This is a genomic window from Jiella pacifica (assembly GCF_010500815.1).
Taxonomy (GTDB): Bacteria; Pseudomonadota; Alphaproteobacteria; order Rhizobiales; family Rhizobiaceae; genus Jiella; species Jiella pacifica.
This window is the reverse complement of record NZ_JAAAMG010000006.1, coordinates 179,902-196,327: the sequence shown is the minus strand read 5'-3', so window position 1 is coordinate 196,327 and position 16,426 is coordinate 179,902. Positions and strand designations below refer to the sequence as shown.

General features: G+C 67.4%; 16 protein-coding genes. 11 read left to right on the top strand and 5 right to left on the bottom strand.

Going from position 1 to position 16,426, the window contains the following annotated elements; translation table 11 throughout:
- The first annotated feature begins 215 nt into the window (after nucleotides 1-215).
- From GTK09_RS09855 to GTK09_RS09815, 9 genes are all read left to right on the top strand, one after another.
- On the top strand, nucleotides 216-1,478 hold the full coding sequence (locus tag GTK09_RS09855) for a glycosyltransferase family protein (RefSeq protein ID WP_163462980.1): 1,263 nt from the start codon (nucleotides 216-218) through the stop codon (nucleotides 1,476-1,478).
- Nucleotides 1,475-2,650, top strand: a complete 1,176-nt coding sequence (locus GTK09_RS09850; RefSeq protein WP_163462979.1) for a glycosyltransferase family 4 protein — start codon at nucleotides 1,475-1,477, stop codon at nucleotides 2,648-2,650. Before GTK09_RS09855 ends, GTK09_RS09850 begins: the two co-directional genes overlap by 4 nt.
- On the top strand, nucleotides 2,650-3,789 hold the full coding sequence (locus GTK09_RS09845; protein WP_163462978.1) for a glycosyltransferase family protein: 1,140 nt from the start codon (nucleotides 2,650-2,652) through the stop codon (nucleotides 3,787-3,789). The genes GTK09_RS09850 and GTK09_RS09845 overlap by 1 nt, the downstream gene beginning before the upstream one ends.
- A gap of 132 nt (nucleotides 3,790-3,921) precedes the next feature.
- A complete protein-coding gene (locus tag GTK09_RS09840) occupies nucleotides 3,922-5,925 on the top strand; it encodes an ABC transporter ATP-binding protein (protein WP_312869760.1) in 2,004 nt (667 codons plus the stop codon).
- Nucleotides 5,922-8,624, top strand: a complete 2,703-nt coding sequence (locus tag GTK09_RS09835; protein WP_163462976.1) for an ABC transporter transmembrane domain-containing protein — start codon at nucleotides 5,922-5,924, stop codon at nucleotides 8,622-8,624. Before GTK09_RS09840 ends, GTK09_RS09835 begins: the two co-directional genes overlap by 4 nt.
- Nucleotides 8,621-8,860: a hypothetical protein gene (locus GTK09_RS09830; protein ID WP_163462975.1), complete on the top strand. Its 240-nt coding sequence runs from the start codon at nucleotides 8,621-8,623 to the stop codon at nucleotides 8,858-8,860. Before GTK09_RS09835 ends, GTK09_RS09830 begins: the two co-directional genes overlap by 4 nt.
- Nucleotides 8,851-9,321 carry a cyclic nucleotide-binding domain-containing protein gene (locus GTK09_RS09825; protein ID WP_163462974.1) on the top strand — a complete coding sequence of 157 codons (471 nt, stop codon included), beginning with the start codon at nucleotides 8,851-8,853 and terminating at the stop codon, nucleotides 9,319-9,321. Before GTK09_RS09830 ends, GTK09_RS09825 begins: the two co-directional genes overlap by 10 nt.
- Complete coding sequence (locus tag GTK09_RS09820) at nucleotides 9,318-10,145, top strand: MBL fold metallo-hydrolase (RefSeq protein ID WP_163462973.1); 828 nt, start codon at nucleotides 9,318-9,320, stop codon at nucleotides 10,143-10,145. The genes GTK09_RS09825 and GTK09_RS09820 overlap by 4 nt, the downstream gene beginning before the upstream one ends.
- 155 nt (nucleotides 10,146-10,300) lie before the next feature.
- A complete protein-coding gene (locus tag GTK09_RS09815; RefSeq protein ID WP_163462972.1) occupies nucleotides 10,301-11,530 on the top strand; it encodes an adenylate/guanylate cyclase domain-containing protein in 1,230 nt (409 codons plus the stop codon).
- 13 nt (nucleotides 11,531-11,543) lie between these two features.
- On the opposite strand, the gene GTK09_RS09810 is transcribed toward GTK09_RS09815, so the two are convergent.
- Genes GTK09_RS09810 through ygfZ form a run of 3 tightly spaced genes read right to left on the bottom strand, consistent with a single transcriptional unit; the run spans nucleotide 11,544 to nucleotide 13,676 of the window.
- Complete coding sequence (locus GTK09_RS09810; RefSeq protein WP_163462971.1) at nucleotides 11,544-12,059, bottom strand: tyrosine phosphatase family protein; 516 nt, start codon at nucleotides 12,057-12,059, stop codon at nucleotides 11,544-11,546.
- A gap of 58 nt (nucleotides 12,060-12,117) precedes the next feature.
- The gene (locus GTK09_RS09805; protein ID WP_246217808.1) at nucleotides 12,118-12,804 is read right to left on the bottom strand and encodes an HD domain-containing protein; all 687 of its coding nucleotides are present in this window, start codon (nucleotides 12,802-12,804) and stop codon (nucleotides 12,118-12,120) included.
- The gene (gene ygfZ, locus GTK09_RS09800) at nucleotides 12,801-13,676 is read right to left on the bottom strand and encodes a CAF17-like 4Fe-4S cluster assembly/insertion protein YgfZ (protein WP_163462970.1); all 876 of its coding nucleotides are present in this window, start codon (nucleotides 13,674-13,676) and stop codon (nucleotides 12,801-12,803) included. The genes GTK09_RS09805 and ygfZ overlap by 4 nt, the downstream gene beginning before the upstream one ends.
- Nucleotides 13,677-13,849: 173 nt before the next feature.
- Here ygfZ and GTK09_RS09795 point away from each other — a divergent pair, with 173 nt between their 5' ends.
- Nucleotides 13,850-14,365, top strand: coding sequence for an ankyrin repeat domain-containing protein (locus GTK09_RS09795; RefSeq protein WP_163462969.1), 516 nt, complete (start codon nucleotides 13,850-13,852; stop codon nucleotides 14,363-14,365).
- Between the two features lie 13 nt (nucleotides 14,366-14,378).
- Here GTK09_RS09795 and GTK09_RS09790 read toward each other — a convergent pair whose 3' ends face one another.
- Together GTK09_RS09790 and GTK09_RS09785 are read right to left on the bottom strand one after the other, a co-directional pair.
- A complete protein-coding gene (locus GTK09_RS09790) occupies nucleotides 14,379-14,615 on the bottom strand; it encodes a hypothetical protein (protein ID WP_163462968.1) in 237 nt (78 codons plus the stop codon).
- A gap of 65 nt (nucleotides 14,616-14,680) precedes the next feature.
- Entirely contained in the window at nucleotides 14,681-15,127 is a 447-nt protein-coding gene (locus GTK09_RS09785) for a cupin domain-containing protein (RefSeq protein ID WP_163462967.1), read from the bottom strand.
- Between the two features lie 89 nt (nucleotides 15,128-15,216).
- On the opposite strand from GTK09_RS09785, the gene GTK09_RS09780 reads away from it, so the two are divergent.
- Nucleotides 15,217-15,984, top strand: coding sequence for an ABC transporter ATP-binding protein (locus GTK09_RS09780; RefSeq protein WP_312869759.1), 768 nt, complete (start codon nucleotides 15,217-15,219; stop codon nucleotides 15,982-15,984).
- Nucleotides 15,985-16,426 lie beyond the last annotated feature (442 nt).

Genomic DNA, 16,426 nt, shown 5'->3' with positions numbered 1-16,426 from the left:
GGCCGGCCTCCGTCAAACTCGCCGCTATTGCGCACGCCTCGCTTGATCGCCGAAGGGTGACGCAATAGTAAGGCGATCGGAGCGGGTTTGGCCGAAATGCGCCGGGAAGATCCCGATGCGGCATTCGAAGGCGAGCGCTTCGCGTCGGCGTGGGTGGGAAGTCAAGCTCGCCGCGTCGGCGATGGACTTGAATGAAGGCTGCGTCAGGAGTCGCCATGCAGTCTCGGTCTCCACGCATCCTGATCTACAGCCACGACACTTTCGGGCTCGGTCATCTGAGACGGTCGCGGGTGATCGCCCAGGCGCTGGTCGACCACCGGCCGGATACCTCGATCCTGATCATCGCCGGATCGCCCGTCGTCGGCTCCTTCAGCTTCCCGCCGCAGGTGGATTTCATCCGGGTTCCCGGCGTCGTCAAGCTCGGTGCCGACAGCTATGCGCCCTCCAACCCCGGTCTTTCGATCGAGGATCTGACCGAGATCCGCTCGGCGATCATCACCAAGACCGCCGAAATCTTCGATCCCGACATCTTCCTCGTCGACAAGGAGCCGCTCGGCATGCGCGGCGAGGTCGGTGAAAGCCTCGCCTTCCTCAAGTCCACCGGCTGCCGGCTCGTCCTCGGCCTGCGCGACATCATGGACGAGCCTTCCCGGCTCGCCGACGAATGGCATCGCAAGGGGGCCTTCGCGGCGGTGGAAGAGCTCTATGATGACGTCTGGATCTACGGTCTTCCGGAGATCTGCGACCCGCTGGAGGGGATCGGCGTCTCGAACAGGGTCCGCGAGCACGCGGTGTTCACCGGCTACCTGCCCCGCGCGGACGAGCCCTCCGGCGCACTGCCGGAGCGGATCCGCATCGGCGAGCGGCCCTATGTGCTGGTGACCACCGGCGGGGGCGGCGACGGCGCGCGGCTCGTCGACTGGGTGCTGAGAGCCTATGAGAGCGACGAGACGATTGGGGTGCGGGCGAAGATCGTGCTCGGTCCTTTCATGGAATCATCCTTCGCGGCGGATTTCCAGGCGCGGGGAAGACAGCTCGACAGCGTCGACCTCATCACCTTCGCCGCCTCGATCGAACCTTTGATCGAGCGGGCCGAGGGTCTCGTCGCCATGGGCGGCTACAACACCTTCTGCGAGATCCTTTCCTTCGACAAGCCGGCCGTCATCGTGCCGCGCCGGCATCCGCGGCTGGAACAGTTCATCCGGGCCTCGCGCGCCGAGGATCTCGGCCTTGCCCGCATGCTGCTCGACGACGAGGTCGAGAACGCCGCGATCATGGCGGACGCGATTCGGGGGCTGCCGACCCAGAGCCGGCCCCAGGCGGCGGCAATTCCCAAGCTTCTCGGCGGCGTCGATACCATCCGCCGGCTGGTCGACGCGATCGTCGCCGAAGGCCGGCCGGTGGGGGGGCGGAACCCCGCCGTCGACGCGGCTTTCCCCGAGGCGCCGCTGCAGGTTCAGCGCTTCGCCCGGCCATGAGGATCGCCTTCTACGCGCCGATGAAGGCGCCGGACGACCCGGTTCCCTCCGGCGACCGGCTCCTCGCCCGCAACCTGATGGCGGCGCTGCGGGTGGCCGGCCACGAGGTGGGGCTCGCCTCACGTTTCAGGAGCTACGACCGCGGCGATCCGGAACGGCAGGAGCGACTGGCCGGCATCGGAGCCCGGCTCGCGGCGCGGCTCGTGCGGCGCCTCGAAAATCCGGCGCTGCGGCCGGATCTCTGGTTCACCTATCACCTCTATCACAAGGCGCCGGACCATCTCGGGCCGGCCGTCTCGACGGCCCTCGGCATTCCCTATGTCGTCGCCGAGGCCTCGGTGGCGAACAAGCAGCTGGGCGGCCGCTTCGATGCCGGCTACCAAGCGAGCCTGAAAGCGCTTGCCCGCGCCGATCTCGTCGTGACGCTGAACCCCAACGATGCGGCGGGCGTCGTGCCGCATCTCAAGCCCGGCGCGCCGATGGAGGCGCTCTCCCCTTTCATCGATGCCGGGCCTTTCCTGGCGGCCCATGCGGGCCGCGAACGGAGCCGCCGGGACATCGCCGCAAGGCACGGTCTCGATGCCGAAAAGCCATGGCTGGTGACGGCGGCGATGATGCGGGCCGACCAGAAGCTCGACTCCTACCGGCTGCTCGCCGAGGCGCTGTCTCTCGTCGTCCCGGACGCCTTCGAAGTTCTGATCGCCGGAACCGGCCCGGCCGAGCGCGAGATACGCGCTGCCTTTTCCGAAAGGGGCGTGAAGGCGGCCTTCCTCGGCGCTGTTGCGTCCGAGGCGATGCCGGCGCTGTTCTCTGCCGCCGACGTCCTTGTCTGGCCGGCCGTCAAGGAGGCCTTCGGCATGGCGCTGATCGAGGCCGGCGCGGCGGGCCTTCCGGTCGTGGCGGGAACGAGCCCCGGCGTCGCCGGCGTCGTTGCCGACGGCGAAACCGGCCTCCTCGTGCCGCAGGGGGACGCGGCGGCCTTTGCCGATGCGATCCGTCTCATGCTCGATCACGAGCGGCGCGCATCCTTCGGCGAGGCCGCGCGCCGCCGGGCGATGGCGAGGCACGACGTCGCCGCGGCCGCCGAGCGGCTCGACACGATGCTCGTCGAGACGCGTCGCCGTTTCGGTGCCGCAGCTTTCATGCCTTCCACAATGCAAAGGGCCGTGTGATGCGGGTTCTGTTTCACGTGCAGCATCTTCTCGGCGTCGGTCATCTGCGGCGCGGCGAGCTGATCACCCGGGCCATGGCCGCGCGGGGCATAAACGTCACCGTCGCCCTCGGCGGCCATCCGATGCCGGAGATGCCGTTCAGGGAGGCGCATGTCGTCCAGCTGCCGCCGGTGTCGATCAAGGGGGCGGACTTCAAGACCCTCTACGACGAGACGGGCGCTCCGATCGACGCGGCATGGAAAGCGCGGCGCACCGAGGCGCTGCTCGACCTCTATGAAAGCGTGCGTCCCGACGTCGTCCTGATGGAGATGTTTCCCTTCGGCCGCTGGCGCTTTCGCTTCGAGCTGGTGCCTTTGATGGAGCGGGCGACGAAGGACGCGCCCCGGGTGAAATGCGTCACCTCGGTGCGTGACATCCTGGTCGCGACCAAGCATCCCGAGCGGTCGACATTCGCCGCCGAGCTGGCGCGCCGGCATCTTGCCGCCGTGCTGGTCCATTCCGACCCGAAGCTCTTCACCTTCGCCGAGACCTATCCCCATGCGGGCGAGATCGCCGATCTCGTCTCTTATACCGGCTATGTCACCGAGGCGGCCGAGCGCGGGCCGATCGAGAGGAACGACCGGGTGGTCGTTTCGGCCGGCGGCGGCGCGGCGGCCGGCAATCTGTTGCGCACGGCGATCGAGGCGCGGGCGCTGTGTCCGCCGACGATCCGGGACAAGGTCTGGCATTTCCTCGCCGGGCCGCGGGCGGGCGAGGCCGACTACGCCGAGCTCGAGGCGATGGCCGGCGCGCGCACCGTCGTCGAGCGCTTCACGCCGCGCTTCCAGGCACTGCTCGACGGCGCGTCCCTGTCGATCTCCCAGGCCGGTTACAACACGGTGATGAACCTGATGCGGGCGAAGATCCCGGCGGTGGTCGTGCCCTATGACGACGGCGAAGAGACCGAGCAGGTGTTTCGCTCGGCGCGCATGGAAAAGCTCGGGCTCCTCGACGTGGTGGAAACCGCGGATCTCTCGCCCGAACGCCTCGCCTCGGCGATCGTCAGGGCCGATGGGCGGCGGGACCGGCCGGTGCCGACGATCGACCTCGAAGGCGCCGACGCCACCGCCGCGGCGATCGCGCGGCTGATCGGGGCGTGAGCATCTTGCCGCTGCGTCCGCCTGCGATTCTTCTGGCGAACGGCCGCAACTGTCGTGATAATGACGTCAAAGCTTTGCCAGAAGGCAGCGAAGCGTCTGGCCGCCCGGCGGCGCAAAGAGGGATACGTGTCGATGAGTGATGCTGCGATGCTATCGTCCCTGGCATCGCCTTCGATCCGTAGCGACCGCGCCGAAACGGCGCTTCTGTCGGTCGAGGATCTGTCCGTCGAATTTCGCTCCATGGCCGGCGTCACCAAGGCGGTGTCGGGGTTCTCGATGACGATCGCCCCGGGGCGCACCGTCGCGCTCGTCGGGGAATCCGGCTCCGGCAAGTCGGTGACGTCCCAGGCGATCCTCGGGCTCCTGCCGAAGAACGGCGTGATCACCTCGGGCAAGATCCTGTTTCGCGACGGCGATCTCGGCCTTTTGGATCTCGCCGCGATCCCGCGCGCGTCGCCGAAATTGCGCTCGATCCGCGGCCGCTCCATCGCCATGGTCTTCCAGGAGCCGATGACGGCGTTTTCGCCGCTCCACACGCTCGGCGATCAGATCGGCGAGATGGCGGCGATCCACCGCAAGGCGTCGAAGGCCGAGATCCGCGAGCTGACGGCCGAGACCTTGCGGCTCGTCCGCTTTCCCGAGCCCGAGCGGGCGGTGCGGATGTATCCGTTCGAGCTCTCCGGCGGGCTGCGCCAGCGCGCGATGATCGCCATGGCGCTGATGTGCCGGCCGCCGCTCTTGATCGCCGACGAGCCGACGACCGCCCTCGACGTGACGCTGCAGGCGCAGATCCTCAAGCTCCTGAAGGACCTCCAGGCCGAACTCGACATGGCGGTGTTGTTGATCACCCACGATCTCGGCGTCGTCGCCAATCTGGCGGAGGAGGTCGTCGTCATGCATCACGGCAGGATCGTCGAATCGGGTCCCGCCGAGACGATCTTTTCGGCGCCCAGCCATCCCTATCTCGTCTCGCTGATGAAGGCGGTGCCGGATTTTTCCGATACCGAGCGCCGCCGGCTGACGCCGATCCGCGAGATCAGGATCGATGCCGACGCGCTGGTCAAGCCGAAGGCGAGCGGGCCGAAGGGCGAGCCGCTGGTCGAGGCGCGGGGGCTGCAGAAGAGCTTTTCGCTGCGCGGCGACCGTCGTCTCGTCGGCCGGGCACCGGCGCGGGTGATCCGGGCGCTCGCCGACGTCTCGCTGACGGTGAAGCGCGGCGAGTGCCTCGGGCTCGTCGGCGAATCGGGCTCCGGCAAGACGACGCTGGCGCGGGCGCTGATGCGGGCCGTGCCCGTCGATGCCGGCTCGATCGTGCTGCATGGCGGGGATGGCGGCGGCGGATCGGTCGATCTCGTTTCCGCCGATCGCGAGACGATGTTCAAGGTCCGCAAGCGGATGCAGTACATCTTCCAGGACCCGTTCTCCTCCCTCGACCCGCGGATGACAGTCGGAGCGATCCTGTCGGAACCGTTGGAGATCCATGATCTCTGCAAGCCGGCCGAGCGGCGCGAGAAGGTCGCGCGGCTGCTTTCCGCCGTCGGGCTCGATCCGAGCTTTGCCGGGCGCTATCCGCACAGCTTCTCCGGCGGCCAGCGCCAACGGATCGGCATTGCGCGGGCTCTCGCCCTCGAACCGGAAATCCTCATCTGCGACGAGCCGGTGGCCGCGCTCGACGTCTCGGTCCAGGCGCAGATCCTCAATCTTTTGAAGGATCTGCAGCGCCTGTCGGGGCTGACCTACGTGTTCATCACCCACAATCTCGCGGTGGTGAACCACATCGCCGACCGGATCGTCGTGATGTGCGACGGGGCGGTCGTCGAGCTGGCGCCGCGGGCCGAATTGTTCCGCCGGCCGCTGCATCCCTATACCAAGCTTCTGATCGAGGCGGTGCCCCACGCCGATCTCGCCCGACCGCTCGATTTCTCGCACCTGCCGGAAGCCGGGCTGATCGGGCGCCGGGATTGGCCGGCGCCGTTCACGGTCGCCGCCGACCAGCCGCTGCCGCCGCTTCTCGAGGCAAGGCCCGGCCATTTCGTGCGCGCCGCCGACCTCCGCTTCCTCGACGAGGGGGGCGAGCGCAAGGGCGTCGCCGAGGCCGTCGCCGCCGCCGTGGCGGCCCTGGAGACCCCGGCATGAAGCCGGCCGACGAACTCGACGAGAGCGTCTTCCGCTACGTCTGGCGCTATACCAAGGGCCAGCAGCTCTGGCTGTTCGGCGTCCTGGCCTTGTCGCTGCCGCTCTATTACCTGACGCTCGATCTGCCGAAGCGCATCGTCAACGGGCCGATCTCGGGCGATTGGCAGCCCGGGCAGACCCAGACCCTGTTCAGCTTCTTCATACCCCTGCCGGATTTCCTCGGCGGGGGGCAATGGCACGTCTTCGAGGGGATGGAACTCGACCGGTTCGGGGTGCTCGTCGCTTTATCCTTCACCTTCCTGTTCTTCGTCATCGTCAACGGGCTCTTCAAGTTCTACCTGTCCACCTACAAGGGCAAGCTCGGCGAGCGGCTGCTGCGCCGTCTCCGCTTCCAGCTGGTCGACCGGGTGCTGCGGTTTCCCTCGGGCCGTTTCAAGCAGGTGCGCGGCTCCGAGATCGCCTCGATGATCAAGGACGAGACCGAGCCGGTCGGCGGCTTCGGCGGCAGCGCCTTTGCCGACCCGGCGCTCCTCCTGAGCCAGGCGCTGACGGCGCTGTTCTTCATCGTCCTGCAGAACTTCTGGCTCGGCATGGTCGCCGGCGGCATCGTTCTGGTCCAGATCCTGTTGATCCCGCGCATGCGTCGCCGGCTGGTGGTGCTTGCGCGCAATCGCCAGCTGACCGCCCGCATCCTGTCCGGCCGCATCGGCGAGGTGGTCGAGGGGATCGCCTCGATCCGCACCAACGACACGTCGAACTGGGAACGGGCGGAACTCGGTAGCCGGCTCGGCAAGATCCTGGCGATCCGCTACGATTTCTACCAGTGGAAGTTCTTCGTGAATTTCCTCAACAATCTGATCGCCCAGATGACGCCGTTCATCTTCTATCTCGGCGGCGGCTATCTGGTCATTCAGGGAAAGCTCGACATCGGCCAGCTGGTCGCCGTCATCGCCGCCTACAAGGACCTGCCGGCGCCCTTGAAGGAACTGATCGCCTGGGATCAGGGCCGGGTCGACGTCCAGTCCAAATATGCCCAGATCCGCGAGCAGTTCGTCATGTCGGATCTCGTCCCGGCGAACACCCAGAGGGTCAGCTTCGACGCCCCGCCGCGGCTCGACGGCGAGGTGATGGTGTCGGGCCTGAAGGTCAGCGACGACGCCGGCAACGAGCTGCTCTTTCCGACGACGATGAAGCTGGCGCCGGGCGAGGCGGTGGCGCTGGTCGGCCCGCCGGGCGGGGGCGGCGAATATCTCGCCGAAGCCCTGGTGCGGCTCGTCCAGCCGTCCGGCGGGCGCGTCGCCTTTGCCGGCACGACGCTCGATTCCATGCCGGACTACATTCCCGGCCGCCGCCTCGGCTATTCGGCGTCGGGCCTGTTCCTGCCGCAGATGAGCGTCCGGGACGCCCTGACCTACGGGCTCAAGCACGTGCCGATGCGCCGGCAGGAGCGCAGCGGCCGGGACGAGGCGTCACGGCTCGAGGAAGCGCGACTCTCCGGCAATCTCGACCTCGACATCCGCGACGACTGGATCGATTACGAGGCGGCCGGCGTGAGCGGGCCGGAAACCCTTCCCGCCCGGCTCGCCGAGGTGCTGGCGATCGTCGAACTCAGGTCCGAGATCGCCCGCTTCGGCTTGCGCGGCAAGCTGCCGGAGATCCTCACAGACGGCGTGTCCGACCAGATCCTCAGCGCCCGCGCGCGTTTCCGCCAGCGGCTGATCGAGGGCGGCGACGAAGACTATTTCGAGAGCTTCGACAGGAGCCGCTACTCCGACTACGCCTCCGTCTTCGAAAACCTCGTCTTCGGCACCGCCGATCCGGATGCCGATGCCGACCAGCCGCTGGCCGACCGGCCGTCGGTCAAGGCGGCGCTCGTGGCGAGCGGCCTCGACGACAAGCTGTTCGTCATGGGACGGCAGATCGCCGAGACGCTGGTCGAGATCTTCGGAGACCTGTCGGCCGACAATCCGTTGCTCGACGACATCGACCTGATGTCCCCCGAGGACGTCGAGCGCTACCGGGCGGCCCTGCGCCGCAGCGACGGGGATGGCAAGCGCGAGGACAAGGACCGGCGTGCCTTCCAGCGTCTCGCCTTCGGCTATGTCGAGCCGCGCCATCGGCTGGGGCTGCTCGATGCCGGCCTCAAGCAGGCAATCGTCGCGGCGCGCGATCACTTTGCCGATGGCCTCGGCCCGGATCTCGCCGGGGCGGTGTCCCTTCACGATCCGGCCGGGGTGAACCGCGCCGCGAGCCTGCAGGACAACATCCTGTTCGGGCGCATCGTCACCCGCTACGCCGAGGCGCAGGGGCGGATCAACACCGTGCTGGCCGAAACCCTGCGCGAGAGCGGCCTTTACGACGTCGTCTTCGATCTCGGCCTGTCCTTCGACATCGGCAGCGGCGCCAAGCGGCTCGCCGCCGGCCAGCAGCAGAAGCTGACGCTCGCCCGGGCCTTGTTGAAGCGGCCCGATCTCCTCGTCCTCAACCGGCCGCTTTCCGCCCTCGACGGCGAGAGCCAGCGGCGCATCACCGCCGCCGTCCTGAAGTCGCGCCAGGAACTCGGCGTCGATCGTCAGACGATCGTCTGGGTGCTCGCCCATGCGGAACATGCCGATCTCTTCGACCGGCGGATCACCTTCCGGGAGGGGCGCATGCAGGACCCGGAAAGCCAGGCCGTCCCGCCGATGGAGGTGTCGTGACCGCCTCGGTGACGCTGCTATGCCAAAGAAAGCCCGGGGGCCGTGCTATTGATGCGGCATCCGCCGCCGTGCAAAGTTCGCGGGGCAAAAATGTCGCAGCCCTGCCGGTGCATGCCCGGACGTTTGATACTCGTGGTGTTTGTGTCGTGAACACTGCCGGCATGCAGGCTGAAATCGCGAACGGATCGTCCGCACTGCCGTCGTCGTTGCGCAAGGATCGAAGACGATGCTTCTGAAATCCGAGATCGACCTGTTGAGGGCCGTGCCGCTGTTCGCCGGCATCGAACCCAGCCGGCTGAAGCTGATCGCCTACACCGCCGAGACGGTGATGTATCGCCAAGGCCAGGTTCTCTGCCGGCAGGGCGAGCAGGGAGATGCCGCCTTCGTCCTGATGGAGGGGGAGGCGGACGTCTCGATCGCGGCCGAGACCGGCGATTTCGTCGTCGCCAGCCTGAAGACCGGCGACGTCGTCGGCGAGATCGCGATCCTCTGCGACGTGCCGCGCACCGCGACGGTGACCGCCAAGACGCCCGTCTCGGCGCTCAGGGTCCGCAAGGAGGCGTTCCTACAGCTGGTGCGGCAGTTCCCGGAGGTCGCGGCCGAAGTGATGCGCGGGCTCGCCGAGCGGCTGAGCCACACCAATGCCGAGCTGGTCCGCGCCCGCAATCTCGCCGCCGGCCAGGGCGGGGGTCGATGAGCCGTTTCGAGCTCACCATCTGGGGCGCCCGCGGCTCGATCCCTGCGCCGGCCGCCCCCAACACCCGTTATGGCAGTGACACGAGCTGCATCGAGCTGCGCTGCGGCGAAAGGGTGATCTTCCTGGATGCCGGCACGGGCATCGTCGCCGCCGGCCGCAAGCTCTACGAGGAGAAGATCGTCAACGATTTCGACGTCCTTCTCACCCATTGCCACTTCGATCACGTGATGGGCCTGCCCTTCCTGATCCCGCTCTACAAGGACCATGTCTCGGCGCGGATCTTCGCCGGCCATCTCCAGGACGGCACCACCTGCCGGCACATGGTCGCCCGGTTCATGTGCCCGCCCTATTTCCCGGTGACGCCGAAGCAGTTTGCCGCCAGGATCGACTATCGCAACTTCCAGCCGCCGGACGAGATCGGTCTTGGCGACGGCATCCTCGTGAAAACCTTCCGGCTGAATCATCCGAACGGGGCGGTCGGCTACCGGGTCGAGTTCGAGGGCCGGGCGCTTTGCTACATCACCGACACCGAGCACGAGGCCGGGACGATCGACGCCGCGCTGGTCGAGTTCATCGCCGGTGCAGAGATGATGATCTACGATTCGACCTACACGGACGAGGACTTCGAGCGCTATGTCGGCTTCGGCCACTCGACGTGGCAGCAGGGCGTTCGCCTCTGCCGGGCCGCCGGCGTGGAGCGGTTCGTCGCCTTCCATCACGACGTCTCGCGTACCGACGACTGGCTGGAGAAGCTGGAGGCCGAGATGAGAGCCGTGTTTTCCGGAGCGTACGTCGCCAGCACGGGTCTGACGCTGTCGGTCTGAACCGTGCGCAAAGGCGGGCCGGCGGGCGGCCGGATGCAGTCCAAGTCTTGAAAAGACCACCATGGCTCTTCAGTTGAGAGCGGACTGAACCGTTTTTTCCGAGACGATTCCGACAGGTTCGCTTCAAGAATTTCTGCAACGAAAGGGCTGGCGCCATGGGGCTTGCCGATCAGGTCAATGAATGGCTGCTCTCCGAGGCACTCGGCGAGCCCAAGCTCGAAGACATCTTCTATCGCCTGTGCATCAAGCTGCTCGGCATCGGCGTGCCGATCTCGCGGGCAAGGCTGAACTGGCCGACGCTGCATCCCCTGTTCCGCGCCGAGATGATCTCCTGGGACCGCGACGAGCGGACGGCGACGCTCGACCATTTCCATCATCAGGACTCCAACACCGACGCCTGGCAGGCGAGCCCGCTCAAGCACATGCTGGAGAACGACCTGAAGATCCTGCGCCGGCGGCTCGCCGGCCCCGGAAAGCTGACGGACTTCCGGCTGCTCGAGGAACTCTCCGCGAACGGCTTCACCGACTATCTGGCGCTGCGCACGGCATTCAAGCAGTCCGGCAAGGGGATCGAGTCGCGGGGCACCGGCATCATCGTGATCTGGGCCTGCGACCGCGACGGCGGGTTCACCGAGGAGGATCTCTCGGTCCTGCAGGAGATCCAGCGCAGCCTTGCTCTCGTCTGCAAGTCGATCATCCAGCAGCAGATCACCACCAACATCGTCGAGGCCTATCTCGGCCAGCAGGCCGGCCGCAGCGTGCTGGAAGGCAACATCCGCCTCGGCGACGGCGCGACCACCAAGGCGCTGGTCTGGTATTCCGACCTTCGCGACTCGACCCATCTGACCGCGACGCTCTCCAGCGACGACTATCTGGCCCTCCTCAACGACTATTTCGAATGCGCCGCCCGTCCCGCCATCCGCGTCGGCGGCGAAGTACTCGCCTTCATCGGCGACGCGGTCCTGATCGTCTTTCCGATGGAGACGCGGTCCGAGGGCGAAGCGGTGCTCGGCAAGGTGCTCGAAGCCCTGACGGAATCCTTCGTCATGCGCGACGACGTCAATGCGACGCGCCGGCAGCAGGGCCTCGAAGAGATCAGCTTCGGCATCGGCCTCAACATCGGCAAGGTCGTGTTCGGCAATATCGGCGTGCCCGAGCGCCTCGCCTTCACCGTCATCGGCTCGACCGTCACGGAGGTCGAGCGGATCGAGAAGCTGACCAAGACAATGGACGCCAACGTCCTTGCCAGCAAGCGCGTCGCCGATCTGGTGCCCGGCCGCTGGCGCTCGGTCGGCGCCCATGTCCTCGACGGCGTCGACGAGCCGATGGAACTGTTTATGCCGCTGAACCTTTCGGCCGTGCCGCTGAAGGCGGCGGCCGAGTAGCGGATCTGCCGCCTCAGAGCGTCAGGGGCAGGACGAAGGGGGTGCCGGCAAAGGCGTTCTCGCCGCGGCCGATGGCCGCGATCGCCGCGACCATCCGGCCGCTTCGCCCGAGCCTTTCGTCGGCGAGCGCGACGAGGCGCGGATTGGGCGTGGCGGAAGGCGCCCGCCGCCGCAGTTCCTGCGCCAAGGCCTCTTCGCCGAGATCGGGATTGATGGCGAGCGCGAGAATATAAGCGGCCGCCGTCGACCGGCTGATGCCGGCAAAGCAATGGATCGCCAGCGGCCTCTCCCGGCTCCAGCGCGAGCCGAAGCCGATCAGCTGGTCCAGATGGTCGTGCGAGGGCGCGACGAAGCCCTCCATCTCCTCGGCAATGTCGTTGAAGCCGAGAAAGAGATGGCGTGGTGCCTCGATCGCCTCCGGCCGGCCGACGACGGTCTCGGCATTGATCAGCGTGACCAGATCGAGGGCGCCGTGCTCTTCGACCGTCTTCGGCATGTCGGCGAGGGAGGAGACGACGAGATAGCTCATGGCGCTGCTATAGGGCGTCCGGCGCCCGATTGCCAATGCATCGAGCGTCGCAGCTCGCTCATTGCGCGTTGGCGGCCGCGGACCGGGCCTTCGGCGCGGTGTCGGCATTGGGGCGCCCGGCGGTCAGTTCCGCGTCCAGTGCGGCGAAGCGTTCCAGAAACGCCGCCTCCATCCGCGTCGCCGGCTGGGGCGTGAAGTCTTCGGGGCGAAACTCCCCCGAACCGGGCGCGCCGAAAAACTTCGCCGCCTCCTTCGCGTCGAAGCCGGCGAGCAGCGTCGCCTCGTAATAGGCGGAGACCCGGTCGGCGGCCTTGATCGCCTTCTCGACCGGCGCCGGCAGTTCTCCCGGCAGGCCGAAGCGCAGATGGATCGCCGCCTGCAGGCGCTTTTCGACCGTCTTGTAGTCGCCGCCCATCACGGCCTTGAAGGGCGAGATCATGTCGCCGACGACATATTCCGGCCCGTCATGGAGGAGCGCCGCCATGCGCCAGCGCGGATCGCTCTCCCTTTCGGCCACGATCGCCTCCACGATCAGCGAGTGCTGGGCGACAGAAAAGGCGTAGTCGCCCTTGGTCTGGCCGTTCCAGCGGGCGACGCGGGCGAGGCCATGGGCGATGTCGGAGATCTCGACGTCGAGGGGCGAGGGATCGAGGAGATCGAGCCTTCGGCCGGACAGCATGCGCTGCCACACGCGGGGCGTGACGCGCGCCTCGGCAGCTTTCGGCAGGGCCGGGCGACGGCTCATGCCGCGTCGCCGGCCTTGTCGGCATCGCCGCCGCCGTCCTGCGGGATGCCCGCCTCGGGGATGACGTAGCCGGCAAAAGCGGGGATCGACAGCGCCACGGGCACGCCCTCGACGGTGAGGGCCGCATCGCGGGCCGCGGCACTCGCGAGCCGGTCGATCCGCACCATCGCCAATCCTTGCTCATCCGCAACGGACAGGATCTCGCCGACGACCTTCTCCCCCGCCCTGATCTCGCTGTTGGCGATCAGCGGCGTTGCGGCCGTCACCAGCATCAGCCGGCGCCGGGCGGTGCCGCGGTGCTGCATGCGCGAGACCACCTCCTGGCCGACGAAGCAGCCCTTCTTGAAGGAGACCCCGCCATTGAAATCCATCAGCACGTCATGCGGAAAGACGTCGGACGGGGGATAGTCGGCGCCGAGTTCGGCAACGCCGGACGCGATGCGAAGGGCGCGGAATTCTTGCTGCTCGGCCTCGGCGACACCTGAGGGTGCCTCGCCATAGGCGCGAAAGACGTCCGCGTCCGGGAATCGGCGGTCGACGAGGCCCCTGGCCTGCGCATCCTCGCCCCAGACGGCGAAGACCGCCGCGTCGCTTTCGGCGATCTCGACCTTGCGCCTGAGCCGATACAGCGTCAGACGCTTCTTGAGGTGCGCCCGCATCTCGGCCGGAACGTCGAGCCGCAAGCCGCCGTCGAGGCGGCTGACCAGGAACTCGAACATCACCTTGCCCTGCGGGGTGAGCAGCGCTGCCGGGCTCACCGCCTCGCTGGTCACTGCGCCGACGTCGGCGGTGACGAGCCCTTGCAGGAAATCTTCCGTCTCGGGGCCTGTGAGGGTCAGGACGGCGCGGTCGGGGAGGGGCGTGAAGGGCATGTCGTCCAGCTCGTCTTGATGTTCGATGGGCGGGGGCTGGTCCGTGGGCCGAGCGTCGTTAGGTTGCCCAATAGGTAAACCCCGGCCGGTCGCCCGACAAGGCGACCATCGCCGAATCGCCGCGGCGCCCGCCGTCGCCGCCGTACCGAAGGATCCACCGATGGAGTATTCGCATGAATGATCTGACCCCCGACGAATACGCCGCCTTCCAGGACCTGGCGACCCGCGTGTTCCATGCGGCGCGGGGTGGCGACGTCGAGGCGCTTGGGGCGTTTCTCGATGCGGGGATGCCGGTGAATCTCACCAACGAGAAGGGCGACAGCCTGTTGATGCTGGCGAGCTATCACGGGCACCTCGAGGCGACGCGGCTGCTTCTGGAGCGCGGCGCCGATCCCGAGCGGCGCAACGATCGCGGCCAGGCGCCGCTCGCCGGGGCCGCGTTCAAGGGCGAGATGGAGATCGCCCGGCTGCTGCTCGATCACGGGGCGGCCGTCGACGGGGCCGGCGAGGACGGACGGACGGCGCTGATGATTGCGGCGATGTTCGACCGGGTCGAGATGATCGACCTTCTCGTCGCGCGTGGCGCGAACCTTCAGGCCAGCGCCGCCGACGGTGTCACGCCGTTGGGAGCCGCCGAGACGATGGGCGCAAAGAAGGCCGCCGAGCGGCTGGCGGGCCTTTCGGCCTGAGCCGGACCTTGCGTCAGTCGCCGCCCCCGCCGCCATCACCGCAGCTACCGCCGTCGCTGGCCGAGCCCGCGACGCACGAATCCGAGGAACCGCCGAACCAGCCACCGGACGACCCGGCGTCGCCGGCATAGCCGCCGTCATTGGTGACGCGGCGTGGGCGTCGCCTGCCGAAATTGGCGAAACTCGCCGTCACGGCCAGGACGAGGAAGACGGCGAGCGTGAGCCAGAGAACGAGCTGCGTGGTCGTCATGACGCGGAACTGTCCCCGTTTGCGCCTCCGGCTTTCCTATCAGAGATGCGGATCGTGGCAAAACGTCACGATTGCGAGACGGTCTCTCCAGGCGCCGGCACCAGCGCATCGAGATCCGGGCGCAGCACCACGCTTTCCTGTTCGTTCGGATCGGTGCGGGCGATGACGGCGACGCAGGGCTCCGTGCCGGAATTGTAGGGCAGGTGCGGCACGCCGGCTGGAATATAGAAGAGATCGCCCGCCGCGACCGTGACGTGGTGTTCGAGCTTTTCGCCGTACCATGTGCCGGAAACGCCGCTGATGACGTAGATCGCCGTCTCGTGGCTTTCGTGCAGATGCGCCTTCGCCCGGCCGCCCGGCGGGATCGTCAGAAGGTGCATGCAGATGCCGGTCGAGCCGACGGTCTCCTTGGCGATGCCGGCGACATAGGTCAGACCCTGCTTGCCGTCATAGGTCGAAGCAGGCCTTATGACCCGGCATTCAACGTCGGAAGGAATCGAGGATGCATCCATCGGAAGGTCTCCCATCGTCTCCCGGGAAGGGTTCGCCCTCCCGGACGGGGAAAGATAGCGCGAAACCGGCCGCGAGAGGAGGGGCGCCGGTGATCGCGGCACGGGGCCTCGACCTCGTCTTTGCCACGGCGGATGCGCCGGTCCATGCGCTGAAGGACATCGATCTCGACATCTTCCGCGGCGAATTCGTCTCGCTGATCGGCCCGTCCGGCTGCGGCAAGACGACGTTGCTGCGCGTCGTCGCCGATCTGGAGCGCCCGACCGGAGGCGCCATCACCGTCAACGGCATGAGCCCCGACGAGGCGCGGCGCCAGCGCGCATACGGATACGTCTTCCAGGCGGCGGCGCTCTATCCCTGGCGGACGATCGAAAAGAACGTCGCGCTTCCCCTCGAAATCATGGGGATCGACCGGGCCGAGCAGCGGCGGCGGATCGATCAGGGGCTCGACCTCGTCGGGCTGACCGGCTTCGGCAGGAAGTTCCCCTGGCAGCTCTCCGGCGGCATGCAGCAGCGCGCCTCGATCGCGAGGGCGTTGTCCTTCGATCCGGATCTCCTGTTGATGGACGAGCCCTTCGGCGCGCTCGACGAGATCGTCCGCGACCACCTGAACGAGGAGCTCCTGAAGCTCTGGGCGAAGACGAACAAGACCATCGTCTTCGTCACTCACTCGATCCCCGAGGCGGTGTTCCTGTCGACCCGCATCGTGGTGATGAGCCCGCGGCCGGGGAAAATTCACGAGATCATCGACTGCGACCTCGGATCGGAGCGGCCGCTGGATATCAGGGATACGCCGGAGTTTCTGGCGATCGCGCACCGTGTGCGGGAGGGGCTGCGGGCGGGGCACGGGTATGATTGAGGGGGTGGTAATGGCCGCCCATTGCGGTCGGGGCAGGGGCGTCTGACGTCGTCATCATCGAGCGAATTCATGCGGCCGAACCCCATACGCGGCGTCATCCTCGGGCTTGTTCCGACAAGATTCACACATCTCAGAGGGGCTTCATTGGCAAGCGGGTGCCAGGCGATGCCACCGTTGAAGGGGGTGGCGAAACTTCGCAGCTTCGTCATTCTCGGGCCCGGTCCCGAGAATCCAGGGGCAGCCGCCGCAACATCGTCCGCTTCCGCCTTCTGCAACTGAAGCCGCCTTCTGCAGCTGAAGCCAATCGCGCGCGACGATCTCTGGATTCTCGGGACGGGGCCCGAGAATGACGACGCGTTGGGGCTGGCGGCTTCCTTTTCGCCGCCCCCGACATCTCCAATCTCAATCGTAAGACGCTGATTTAGTACAGCTTTTCGAGATG

What these genes read in the sequence shown, in the direction of transcription:
- GTK09_RS09835 (WP_163462976.1), top strand. Translation starts at nt 5,922, where the DNA reads ATGAAGCCGGCCGACGAACTCGACGAGAGCGTCTTCCGCTACGTCTGG.
- GTK09_RS09790 (WP_163462968.1), bottom strand. Translation starts at nt 14,615, where the DNA reads ATGACGACCACGCAGCTCGTTCTCTGGCTCACGCTCGCCGTCTTCCTC.
- GTK09_RS09815 (WP_163462972.1), top strand. Translation starts at nt 10,301, where the DNA reads ATGGGGCTTGCCGATCAGGTCAATGAATGGCTGCTCTCCGAGGCACTC.
- GTK09_RS09805 (WP_246217808.1), bottom strand. Translation starts at nt 12,804, where the DNA reads ATGAGCCGTCGCCCGGCCCTGCCGAAAGCTGCCGAGGCGCGCGTCACG.
- GTK09_RS09795 (WP_163462969.1), top strand. Translation starts at nt 13,850, where the DNA reads ATGAATGATCTGACCCCCGACGAATACGCCGCCTTCCAGGACCTGGCG.
- GTK09_RS09845 (WP_163462978.1), top strand. Translation starts at nt 2,650, where the DNA reads ATGCGGGTTCTGTTTCACGTGCAGCATCTTCTCGGCGTCGGTCATCTG.
- ygfZ (WP_163462970.1), bottom strand. Translation starts at nt 13,676, where the DNA reads ATGCCCTTCACGCCCCTCCCCGACCGCGCCGTCCTGACCCTCACAGGC.
- GTK09_RS09785 (WP_163462967.1), bottom strand. Translation starts at nt 15,127, where the DNA reads ATGGATGCATCCTCGATTCCTTCCGACGTTGAATGCCGGGTCATAAGG.
- GTK09_RS09855 (WP_163462980.1), top strand. Translation starts at nt 216, where the DNA reads ATGCAGTCTCGGTCTCCACGCATCCTGATCTACAGCCACGACACTTTC.
- GTK09_RS09825 (WP_163462974.1), top strand. Translation starts at nt 8,851, where the DNA reads ATGCTTCTGAAATCCGAGATCGACCTGTTGAGGGCCGTGCCGCTGTTC.
- GTK09_RS09850 (WP_163462979.1), top strand. Translation starts at nt 1,475, where the DNA reads ATGAGGATCGCCTTCTACGCGCCGATGAAGGCGCCGGACGACCCGGTT.
- GTK09_RS09810 (WP_163462971.1), bottom strand. Translation starts at nt 12,059, where the DNA reads ATGAGCTATCTCGTCGTCTCCTCCCTCGCCGACATGCCGAAGACGGTC.
- GTK09_RS09840 (WP_312869760.1), top strand. Translation starts at nt 3,922, where the DNA reads ATGAGTGATGCTGCGATGCTATCGTCCCTGGCATCGCCTTCGATCCGT.
- GTK09_RS09820 (WP_163462973.1), top strand. Translation starts at nt 9,318, where the DNA reads ATGAGCCGTTTCGAGCTCACCATCTGGGGCGCCCGCGGCTCGATCCCT.